Consider the following 11,485-nt stretch of genomic DNA (forward strand, 5'->3'; position numbering starts at 1 on the left):
AGTCGTTCCTCGGAAAATACAAGACTATTTTGATCATGTTTTATGCGCTATGAAACTGCCGGGCTTGGATGGGAACGAACCCGATTTGGATAGATGCGAACATCAACAGCAAAGACAGGTTTGATTTTTCATGGAAGTAGTCCGCCCCCTGAAACTTGGAACCCTCTCGCTACCTGATCCAGAAAGCAGACTGGTCTGCCGCACAATCCTTCTAGACATGTTGGGAGAAGCAACAATCACCGTTGAAGACGGTGATCTGGCGGGTGTCACCGGCCTTGTCTGGAAACACGAAAACCTTTCTCTCGCAACCGTTTACCTGCCCAAAACACCCTTGCGGCTGACAGCTCATGGGATCGGCAGGCCTGATATCGCGATGTTGCGTGCAACTGACGGAACCTTGATTGTCCATCATCGCAAGCACACTTTCGAACTGGAACCCCGTGATGTCATCATCCTTCCCACGGATATGGCATCGGAAATTATTTTGCCGGAAGGCGGGCGCCTCGACTGCGCCCATCTTCCCCATGCCGCCCTCACCCTTGCACGAAAGTCGATCGACCGGATCTTGTTGCGGCCCTTTTCAGCAGAATGCCTACCATTGCAGTTGTTGACCCACTATGCAGGATATCTTCTTCAACAGGACCATCAGGACAAAGAGCATGCCACCATGATGGTGGCGCACTTCTACTCCCTGCTTCCCGTTCTCGCCCGATATGGGAACGAGGTTTCGCCTTCGGCAGTTCCGCAAAACCGCATTGAAGCGATCAAGGCGATGGTTGAGGAAAATCTTGCCGACGGTGCGTTTTCGATAGCTGATGTGGCACGCACCGAAGGCATCACACCGCGCGCGATCCAGAAACTTTTCAGTCGGACAGGCACGACCTTTTCGCGCTACGTGCTGGAGCGGCGGCTGGTGCTCGCCAAGAGCCTGATTCTTGCCGAGAACACCGCAACTCCGATCAGCCAGATCGTCTACAGCGTCGGTTTCAACGACCTGTCATATTTCAATCGCACCTTCCGCAGTCGTTACGGACTACGCCCTACAGACCTTCGCCGCATGACGGCGCCTGACGGGGCAAAAAACATGTGAGGAATTAAGCCGTCTTGTGACACCGCTGGAATGCGTCACTCTGGCCGCTTGTGATCATCGCCGTGGCGACGCGCCTGAACCGCGTCCGATCCTTCCAAGGAACCAGACGGAAAGTCCCATTCCGACAAGCGAAAGAACTGTTGCCGTCGAAAACAGCGCGGAATAACCCATCCGGTCGGCAACCAGGCCGGCTGCGGATGCACCAACCATGTAGACGACCAGTTCGGCACAGGTGAGAATGGTAAAATCCGTTCCTGGCTGATCGTCCGAAGAGTTCTTCATGAAGAATGAATAGATGGCGACCAGCTCCATGTAGCGGATCAGCGTCTGGAATGCCGAGGCCGACATCGCCACCCACATGCCGGGCCAGACGCCGGACGCATTCAGGGTGAAGGCGAGGAAGCACAAGCTTCTGAGGCAACCCAGCAGGATGAGCGTTGTCGTCAGGCCAACCTTGCGGATAATGGAGGCAGCGATACCCACGCCGATCAGGCCCGCAGTTGCCGCCGCTCCGCCAGAGAGGTAACCGATCCAGTCAGCCGGGACCTTGCTGTCAACCAGATAGGTGCCTTCCATCCCGCGCACGAGACCTTCGCTCGCCCGGTATGTCAGCGCAAATCCCAAGATCAGCCAGGCACTCGGACGGCGGAAGAAACCAGCAAGGCTTGCGCGCTTTTTTTCTTTGCCAACCGTGGGCGCTTCCGGCTGCATCGCCAGGGCTGCAAGAAGGGGCAGCAACGACAGCGCGGCTACCAGCAGTATCATCGTGCGCCATCCAGCGACATGAAACACCACCAGTGCCGCCGTCCCGCCAACGATTACGCCCAGCGCTACGGCACCCGCCTGCACGGCATTCCCCAGCGAGCGCGTCTTGTCGGTCAGGCATCTTACGGCGTAGCCGTCGGTTGCAATATCCTGGATTGAGGAGACAAGCGTGATCGATATGCAGATTGCAAAAAGGACCGTGGCATCGCTCGGATCCACCAGCGTCATGGAAGCGATACCGGCGCTGACGAGAAGCTGGGTCGGCACCACCCAGCCGCGGCGATGGCCAAGCTTGGGTAACGGAGACCATCGATCCACCAACGGTGCGACCGCAAATTTCAGGATGAGCGGCAGCATCAGCAGCGAGAATAGCCCGATAGACGTGCGCGATGCCCCACTCTCGCGCATGATCGGCGGCAGGGCCACCAAAAGCAAATACGTTGGTATCCCCTGAGCGAGGTAAAGACCGCCCAGCACATACATCAACCGCCGCTCGCACGTCGAAGTCGAAACGGTGTCGCCAGGAATCGCGTCGTCGATTTGGGCCATTGCAAGAACCGAATTCATGAGCCCGGAACACCACAGAGCCAGGTAAGGTTTTCAGCGCTTCAAACGCCGGTCTGTCCCGGAGCGTAAACAGGAGTATTTTTTAATCGTCTTTATCTCACCGGCAAGCAAATGCTTGGATATGGGCGAACCCGAATAGGACAATTGCGAACAGCCGCTCGATGCGACAGAGCTGAAGCAACAAATGCAGCGGCCGGCTGCCACCACCCTCGCAAGACTGGTTCAGGGAAATGGAGATGCCAGTTTTGTTGTTAGCGAAGAGGCCGACATATCCAAGCGGCGGTGATACGATAAAAACCGATTGCAGCCCCAGGGATCGATGATATCTCGGCGCGACCACCCATTAAATGGACTTAACCGGCACTCCTCCAATGACGGACTTGGCTCTTATGCGCGCGGCCTTTCGGTAGGCCCGGGGCGTGAGTCCCATCTCCATCCGGAAATAGCGATTGAAGTTCGACAGGTTGTTGAAACCCGCCTCGAAACAGATATCGGTGATCGATATTTCAGTCTCCGCGAGAAGGGTTCTTGCTCGCCAGACGCGGACGGATCGGCTGTAGTCAGAAAAGTTCATGCCGGTTAGACGCCGAAAGGCACGCGAGAAGGCGGACGGCTCGAAACCAACCATCGCAGCCACTTCATGCATCTGCGCACCAGGATCCGATTGCAGGATCTGGATTGCCTGGTCGATCCGGCGGTGCCTGCGGTCCGACACCTGGTTATAGACCGCTATGAAGTGTTCGCTGGCGAGCAACCTCTTTTCGGTGGCCGCTTCGATTGCCTCCAGTATCTCTAAAAACAGCCCGAGCCCACCTCGGTGTCCCACCGCGTGAAGCTCGAGAATCTTCGCTCCAATCAAGAGCGCGTCGGCGCCCAGCACCTCGATCCCCCGTTGGGCCAGAGGCTTCAGCCGGTGGAGCACTTCAAACTCGGGGCATACTGCGCGAATACCGATCAGGGCATCCGCGTCGAATTGCAGGACCATGTCTCGGCCTGGCAAAGCCGGTGCACCGGGTGTGATCCAGTTGTGCGGCAGATTTGTCCCGGTTAGCACCAGATGCCCGGGCCGAAACGGGCCGATATAGTCCCCCACATAAGCAAATCCTGAAGCGTCAGGGATGAAGTGAATCTCCCATTCGGGATGATAGTTCCAGATGCAGATCGGATTGGGATAGTCGTCCCTCCGGATCAGATAGGAAGCGCCTCCGGGTAAGACGATCTGCTCGCGCGTGGCGGTGAAAGTCTCAGAGACTGTTTGAGGAAAGTCTGATGCAATAGGCATTCAATTGCTCATGTTACAGCGCACAAATGTCAATATAATACCAGTTCTGGGACGGAGGCAAACTAGTACGCGCCCGTCGCTTGCGTAAATGTGGGCTGGTCGATGGCAAGGGAGTTGCCATTCAGGGAGGACATCATGACACTCAACGCTCTCCGCGCCGGTTGCGCGGTTATCGCCATATTTGCCGCATCCAGCGCTTTTGCCGCTGCACAATGCACCAGCGACGTGCGTGTCCTGGCGCAGCCGCGCGATGGACTGACCCTTCTCGAAAAATATGTCGATGAGTTCGAAGAGCTCTCCGGCGCAGGCTTCGAGATCAGTTATCTCAACGAGAACGATCGCCGCGCGAAGTCGCAGGCCGACGCCTCGACGGTCGGAAGCTTCAACGTGTATTATGTTGATGAAGCCAATCTGGCGCTTTTTGCCTCGTCTGGCTGGATCGTCCCGCTTGATGGCTTTTATCCATCCGAATACGACTACAAAGACTTTGACTCCGGTATGCGCGCAGCTGCGACCTATGACGGCAAAGAGTGGTTTGCACCGGTGCAGGGTGGCGGCGACCTGATGGTCTACCGTACGGACCTCCTGGAAAAGGCAGGCATCGCGCCGCCGAAGACCTGGGACGAATATTTCGCAGCCGTGCAGAAGCTGCATGATCCGGCCAACGGCGTCTACGGCACTGCGCTTCGCGGACAGCGCGGTTCAGGCGCCAACGTCTGGCGCTGGATGCCGTTCTTCAAAGCAAACGGCGGCGAGTGGTTCAAGGACGGCAAGCCGGCCTTCAATTCGGATGCCGCGGTAAAGGCGACAGAGACCTATCTCGAGCTCTTCAAATATTCGGCGCCGGGCACTCAGACCGGCTCTTGGGACGAGTCCACCGGCGCCTTCCGCTCCGGCAAGGTGGCGATCATCATCGAATCCGCACCCCTTGGCGGCATGTCCGTCGACAAGGCACAGAGCCAGGTTGCAGACAAGGTTGCGTTCTCCGTTCCGCCGTCGCCGCTGCCGGGGGCCGGTTACGCCCATGGTTTTGCAATCGCGTCCAAGGCCAACAAGACAGATGAGGAAAAGGCCTGCGCTGGTCTCTTTGTTGCCTGGGCAACATCCAAGGAACAGGAAGCCCGCCGCCTCGCCGCCGGCCAGCCGGGCGAGTTGACGCGCACAAGCACCTATCAGAGCCCGGAATACGCCAAGACCTTTGGCCAGAACCTTGCCGACGCCATGGCGGCGACCGGTCAAAAGACCACAGTCACCTTCTGGCAGGATCCGCGCTGGCAGGAATTGGGCAACCAGTGGGGCATCATGCTGGAAGAGCTGATCACCGGTAGCCGCACTGACATCAAGGCGACGCTGAACGACCTAGAAGCCTTCGCAGCCAAACTCTGACGCCTCCCAAGCCGTCTGACGGGCGCGTCTGATGACGCGCCCCCTTTTCCCAATCCGAGGATCTGCCATGCGCCGAGGCCGCTCGCTGCCTTACGTCTTTCTTGGGCCCAGTTTGGGTATCCTGATCATTCTGGCGCTCGTGCCGACGATCTACGCTATCAATATATCCCTGCAGAACCGGACCCTTTCGGCACCCGATGCAGACTATGTCTGGTTAGCCAATTATCTGGCGCTGTTTTCGGATGCCCGTTTCCTGAACGCGCTCTGGGTATCTTTCAAGTGGGAGGTTATCAGCGTCTCGTTGACCATGGTGACGGGGGTTGCGCTCGGGATTGCCATGTTCGAGGCAGCGAGCCCCCGTATGCGCAACGTCCTCTGCGTGCTCTTCATCATTCCCGTTCTCCTGCCACGCGTGTGCGCCGCTTTTGTGTGGAAGTTCGCCTTTCATCCGCTCTACGGCGCGCTGACCTGGCCGGTCAGGGAGCTCACCGGCATCACGCCCGACATTCTATCGACGCCGCTCGGCGCCCTCCTTGCTGTTGCTTTCGTCGATGTCTGGCAATGGGGCTTGTTCTTTTCAGTGATCATCTTGAAGCTTCTCGAATCCCTGCCGCCTCAGCCGCTGGAAGCCGCACGCATAGATCGGGCGACCCGCTTCGAAATCCATCGTTTCGTGACCCTGCCGATGCTGAAAGCACCCTTGATCAGTCTGCTGCTGGTCAAGGCGATCGAGAGTCTTCGCTCCTTCGACCTCGTTTACGTCATGACGCGCGGCGGTCCCGGCATCTCAACCGAGACGCTTGACATGTATGCCTATTCCCAAGGCTTCATAGAAGCCGGCAAGATCTCCTATGCGTCCTCCATGGCCGTCATCATGATGGTCCTGACCATCGTCACCTTTACCTTTACCTGGAAGAGGCTGAACCGATGAAGATATCCACCTTTCTGCTCAGGCTTTTGTTGGTTCTTGCCGCTGCACTTGTCGTGCTGCCACTCCTATGGACCCTGCTAAACGCCTTCAAGACCAATGCCGATCTGCTGGTGTCAACGCCAAAGCTTATCTTCCAGCCTGTCTTCGACAATATGAGTTATGTGCTCAATCGCCGCTCGGTGGCGCGCGCACTTACCAATTCGTTGATCATCTGCTCGAGTGCGGTCGTGCTTGGCGCCGTACTCGGTGTACCGGCGGCCTATGTGATCGCCCGGTTCAAGAACAGGATCACGGCGGAGGCGCAGTTCTTCGTTCTGTCGCTGCGCTTTCTGCCGCCCGTCGCGATCGCTATTCCCATGCTGGTCATCTGGCTCGGTCTTGATCTCTATGACACCCGGCTGTCGCTGATCGTGACCTATCTCATTGTGACAGCCTCGATCACCATCTGGCTTTCCGTGCCGGCTTTCGAGCGTGTCAGCCTTCACGTTGAAGAAGCTGCCCGGGTGGATGGGCTTGGCCCATATGCGACCTTCTTCCGCATCGCCCTGCCGATTGCCCGTTTCCAGGTCTTCGGCGCCATTGCCTTCTCCTTCGTCCTTGTCTGGAACGAGTTCCTGCTTGCCATGATGCTCACGACCTCGAAGGCAAAGACCCTGCCGATCATCGCGTCCGAGATGTCACAGCTCGGCATGAATGTGCCCTGGGGAATTCTGAACGCCGCCGTCGTCCTGTTGTCGCTGCCACCGCTGATCCTGCTCGGAGTGCTTGCCGGTGGCCTCAACGCCGCATTTTCCAAGAAAACTGACCAAGGTTGACTGACCCATGAAAGCACTTGTCCTCGAACATGTCGGCGAACTTTCCCTGCGCGATATCGAAATTCCTCAAGAGTTGGGGCCGGATGACGTTCGCATTCGTATCCATACTGTTGGCGTCTGCGGCAGCGACGTGCACTATTACACCCATGGTCGCATCGGTGACTTCGTCGTGAACGCGCCCATGGTTCTGGGCCACGAGGCGGCTGGAACCGTCACCGAGACCGGCGCCAATGTCACCCATCTGAAGCCCGGCGACCGCGTCTGCATGGAACCGGGCATCCCCGATCCGAAATCGCGTGCGTCGCGGCTCGGCCTCTACAATGTTGATCCTGCGGTGACATTCTGGGCAACGCCGCCAGTGCACGGCGTCTTGTGCCCGGAGACAGTCCATCCGGCAAGTTTCACCTACAAGCTGCCTGACAATGTCTCCTTCGCCGAAGGCGCGATGGTTGAACCATTTGCCGTGGGCATGCAGGCGGCGGCGCGGGCGAAGATCACGCCCGGCGATACGGCGGTTGTTACAGGCTGCGGAACCATCGGCATCATGGTGGCACTGGCCGCCCTTGCCGGCGGCTGCTCGCGAGTGCTGATCTCGGACATTTCCGCAACAAAGCTTAAACTGGCCGAAAGTTATGGCGGCATCACTGGTATCAACCTCAAGGAGGTGGATCTCATTGAGACCGTCAACGACGCGACAGAAGGCTGGGGAGCCGATATCGTCTTTGAATGCTCCGGCGCACCGGCCGCGGTCCGTGATCTCTTCAAGGTCGTGCGCCCGGGCGGAACAGTCGTTATCGTCGGTCTGCCGCCCGAACCCGTCGCGGTAGACCTTGCGGCGGCCTGCTTCCGCGAATGCCGTATTGAAACGGTTTTCCGCTACGCCAACGTGTTTGACCGTGCACTGGCGCTGATCGCCGCAGGCAAGGTCGACCTGAAGCCATTGGTTTCCGGCACCTATGCCTTTGATCAATCGATCAAGGCCTTCGAAAGGGCGGCCGAAGGCCGGCCAGAGGACGTAAAGCTGCAGATCGTCGTGGACGGGGAGACGAAGTGATGGCCACTGTTGAGTGCCGGGGGATCAGGAAAGTCTATGGTTCGCTTGAGGTCATGCGGGATTTTGACCTGAAGATCGACAACCACGAATTCGTCGTCTTTCTCGGCCCGTCAGGCTGCGGAAAATCCACCATGCTGCGGATGATTGCCGGGCTTGAAGAGATTTCAGGCGGGGATCTGCTCATCGGTGGCGAGCGGATGAACGATCGCGATCCGGGTGACCGGGGCATCGCGATGGTGTTCCAGAACTACGCGCTTTACCCCCATATGAGCGTGCGGGACAATATCACTTTCGGTCTCGAGAGGGCCGGAATAGGAAAAGCCGCGATCGATCAGCGCCTGGCGCCTGTGGTCGACGCGCTCGGTCTTGGCGTCTATCTTGCGCGCAAGCCGACGGAACTGTCCGGCGGACAGCAGCAGCGTGTGGCCATCGCCCGCGCCATGATCAAGACCCCGGAGGTCTTCCTGTTTGACGAACCGCTTTCAAACCTTGATGCCAAGCTGCGCGGCAGCCTGCGGGTCGAGATCGCGCGCCTCCACCGCGACCTGAAAACGACAAGCATATATGTCACTCACGACCAGCTCGAAGCTATGACGCTTGCCGACCGTATTGTCCTGATGAAGGACGGCCGTATTGAGCAGATGGGCACGCCCGAAGAAATTTATCAGGCGCCTCGGACAGTGTTTGCTGCCGGCTTCATCGGCACACCGAACATGAATTTCCTTCGGTTGCAGATGACGCAGGAGTGGCTCGGCGACAATCTTGTCAGGTTTACAGCTCCGGCAGGCCTCCGTTCCGGTGAGGTTACCGTTGGAATTCGGCCCGGATCATTTCGCATAAACCAGGATGCTCAAGCCTTTCGCGGCACCGTCGAGCGGAACGAGTTCCACGGTGAGACACGTCTGATCTGCCTGAAAAACGACCGCCACGAGATCAATATTTCTGTTCCTGCGGACATAAGACCCGCCATCGGCGAGGTGCTTGGTGTTGAAGTGGCATCGTCCGACCTACACGTGTTTGATCCCGGCACGGGACTGAGGTTGATTTAAACCCAATCAGGTGGGACCTTCAATCACGTCGCGCAGGGCAACTGGACGCCTACAATCCGCCTGGCCTTTTGCGGATGGCCTGTGACCGGGGCCGCAAAACGTCCTTTAATCCTGGTAGGGTCGGTTACCCTGAAGAGACGGGCAGCGCCAAGCATTCGCGGACGAGCAATTCATTGGGATATTGAAAGAGCAGTATAGCGGCTGATATCAGCCGTAAACACGCAATATGCAGGCTGCGATTTATGACCGAACGGTTGCCATACCGAGCGGCCTTACCAGTGAGGTCGGCAAGCATGACCTAAATTTCTCGGGCGGTGAAAGACGGCCAATTGCCATGGCAAGAACCTTATTCTGGTCCTGCTCTTATTTTCCTTACTGAGGCCAGCCCAGCGTGAAACGACGGAACCGACAGCCCGTGCCGGCGACGTCACTATAACCGCGATCACCCATCGTACAGCATTAATCACTATGAAGGATCAAGTGATCAACTGAGGCGGCAGAGAGATGAGACCGCAGCAAAAATGCGGGCGGGCATGCACGAAATGGATCGGCGGATGTACTGCCCGCTGATGTATTCACGCCATCAAAAGAGCAAACGAAATATTCAGTTGAACTCTCGTGGGAGTTTCAATCCGGCGGCGCTTGAAATCATCGTCGCTGTCCGTTTCGGACACATCCTGACAACGGATCAGCATCCCCCGATTCAACGGCAGAAATGACCCCGTAATTTTAGCGATCCGGCTGGCCGCTTAAATCTTTCTCATTCGTCCAATAAATGGTCAAATCCCACAAATTGCATCGAACCAAAAGCCCGGTTCTTGCAGGAAATCGAGATTGGCACGCTGTTTGCTTGTGACTGATTTGACCGTTTTGACTGATTTGACGGTTTATTCAAAATAGAAAAGGGGAACTCGATGGGTTCAGAATTCAGTCGTCGTCGCTTCCTGCAAGGATCCGCGGGCGCAGCCGCCGTCGCTGGCTACATGCAGATCAATCCTGACTTCTTCATCTCGCCGGCCTTCGCTCAGGCCGGCAAGACCATGACGTTCCTGTCGGCCGAAAACATTACCGGCAACTGGGACCCGACCGCTCATACGACACTTTCTCAGAAGAATATCGAAGGTTTCGTCATGGGCTTTCTTACCCGCACGCCGATGAAACTCGATGATCCCGGCGCGGTGGTGTACGAACTGGCCACCGACATCAAGCTGCTTGACCCGCACCGGCTACAGATCAAGCTGCGCGAAGGCATCGTCTTCCATGACGGCAAGCCGTTCAAGGCAGAAGACGTCAAGGCAACTTTCGAATACGGCTCCAGGGCAGATCGTCCGGCGCAGTGGTATCCCGGCCCGACCGAGACGCTGACGATCGAAACACCTGACGATTACACCGTCATCGTCGACACATCCAAGGGCGGCTATCCGGCCCATCTCTTCATCTTTCTTGCATCCTTCCTGCCGATCATGTCGGCCAAGGACGTCGCCGGCGGCCCAGGCGGCCCGCTCTCCCAGCGGCTCAACGGCACCGGTCCTTTCAAATTCGTCGAACAGCGCGGCAACGACACCGTGATGCAAGCCTATGACGGCTACTTCAAGGGCAAGCCAGCCATTCCCGGCATCAACTTCACTTTCACAGGCGACTCCACCACCCGTATGTTGTCGCTGATGAACGGCCAGGCTTCGATCGTTGAACGTCTGGAGCCTGAACAGGTTGACACGATCAAGGACAATCCGGCGATTTTCATCAACAAGGTCGTTTCGGTCGAGAACAAGTATCTGTGGTTCCGCTGCTCGAAACCGCCTTTCGACGATCCGCGTATCCGTCTTGCCGCCTGCCATTCGATCGATCGCGACATGATCATGGAACTGATGGGCTCGGCCGGCCATGCCTCGTCGAATTTCGTCTCGCCGGTCAAATTCGGCTATGTCGATCTGGCGAACTACCCGAAATTCGACCCCGAGAAGGCCCAGGCCCTGCTCGCCGAAGCCGGTTTCCCAAACGGCAAGGGCCTGCCGCCACTTGAATACATCACGTCCGTCGGCTTCTATCCGAAGACCAAGGAATATGGCGAGATGCTGACCGCCATGCTGCAGGAGCAGGGATTTAACGTCAGCCTGACCGTGCTTGAACCTGCGGCCTGGAACGAGCAACTGTACCATCGCCCCGGCGGCGGCCCGGGCCATATGGTCGATTGCGGCTGGTCGACAGCGTCTCCGGAACCGGATCTGGTCCTGCGCACCCATTTCCATTCCACCTCGCACCGCATCTGCGGCATTGAGGACAAGGAGATCGATGCCAGCCTCGATAAGGAACGTTCGGCACCGACGCTGGAAGAGCGCAAGAAGATCCTTCAGGAAGAGACCATGCCTCTCATCACCGCCAAGATGCCGGCACTCTCGCTGTTCACATCCGTGATGATCCACGCAATGCAGAAGGACTTTGAGGGCATGTACATCTATCCCGACGGGTCGATCGACGCGGCCAAACCTGCTGCCTGACCGTGATCAGCCACACGCCGCGATCAGGCGGCGTGTGGACTTGCCCGT

The 11,485-nt window shown here is 57.7% G+C and carries 9 protein-coding genes; 7 read left to right on the forward strand and 2 right to left on the reverse strand.

Features of this window, described 5'->3' with window-relative positions:
* The first annotated feature begins 130 nt into the window (after positions 1–130).
* On the forward strand, positions 131–1,090 hold the full coding sequence (gene rhrA, locus ACQZ45_RS20970; RefSeq protein WP_333711624.1) for a rhizobactin biosynthesis transcriptional regulator RhrA: 960 nt from the start codon (positions 131–133) through the stop codon (positions 1,088–1,090).
* Positions 1,091–1,144: 54 nt separating this feature from the next.
* On the opposite strand, the gene ACQZ45_RS20975 is transcribed toward rhrA, so the two are convergent.
* Positions 1,145–2,404, reverse strand: coding sequence for a RhtX/FptX family siderophore transporter (locus ACQZ45_RS20975; protein ID WP_448742526.1), 1,260 nt, complete (start codon positions 2,402–2,404; stop codon positions 1,145–1,147).
* A 361-nt stretch (positions 2,405–2,765) separates the two neighbouring features.
* Positions 2,766–3,704 (reverse strand): AraC family transcriptional regulator, encoded by a 939-nt coding sequence (locus ACQZ45_RS20980; RefSeq protein WP_013637579.1) that lies wholly within the window; start codon positions 3,702–3,704, stop codon positions 2,766–2,768.
* A 135-nt stretch (positions 3,705–3,839) separates the two neighbouring features.
* Between ACQZ45_RS20980 and ACQZ45_RS20985 the strand changes: the two genes are divergently transcribed.
* The 6 genes from ACQZ45_RS20985 to ACQZ45_RS21010 all read left to right on the forward strand — a co-directional run bounded on the left by ACQZ45_RS20985 (position 3,840) and on the right by ACQZ45_RS21010 (position 11,437).
* Positions 3,840–5,090, forward strand: a complete 1,251-nt coding sequence (locus tag ACQZ45_RS20985; protein ID WP_448742527.1) for an ABC transporter substrate-binding protein — start codon at positions 3,840–3,842, stop codon at positions 5,088–5,090.
* Positions 5,091–5,157: 67 nt separating this feature from the next.
* Positions 5,158–6,021 carry a carbohydrate ABC transporter permease gene (locus ACQZ45_RS20990; protein ID WP_003516941.1) on the forward strand — a complete coding sequence of 288 codons (864 nt, stop codon included), beginning with the start codon at positions 5,158–5,160 and terminating at the stop codon, positions 6,019–6,021.
* The gene (locus ACQZ45_RS20995; protein WP_003516943.1) at positions 6,018–6,836 is read left to right on the forward strand and encodes a carbohydrate ABC transporter permease; all 819 of its coding nucleotides are present in this window, start codon (positions 6,018–6,020) and stop codon (positions 6,834–6,836) included. Before ACQZ45_RS20990 ends, ACQZ45_RS20995 begins: the two co-directional genes overlap by 4 nt.
* Positions 6,837–6,843: 7 nt before the next feature.
* Positions 6,844–7,890, forward strand: coding sequence for an NAD(P)-dependent alcohol dehydrogenase (locus ACQZ45_RS21000; RefSeq protein WP_112949062.1), 1,047 nt, complete (start codon positions 6,844–6,846; stop codon positions 7,888–7,890).
* Complete coding sequence (locus tag ACQZ45_RS21005) at positions 7,890–8,939, forward strand: ABC transporter ATP-binding protein (protein ID WP_141194255.1); 1,050 nt, start codon at positions 7,890–7,892, stop codon at positions 8,937–8,939. The genes ACQZ45_RS21000 and ACQZ45_RS21005 overlap by 1 nt, the downstream gene beginning before the upstream one ends.
* Before the next feature lie 914 nt (positions 8,940–9,853).
* Positions 9,854–11,437, forward strand: coding sequence for an ABC transporter substrate-binding protein (locus ACQZ45_RS21010; RefSeq protein ID WP_025591696.1), 1,584 nt, complete (start codon positions 9,854–9,856; stop codon positions 11,435–11,437).
* Positions 11,438–11,485 lie beyond the last annotated feature (48 nt).

It is taken from the genome of Agrobacterium sp. 16-2014-1-2a (assembly GCF_053522705.1).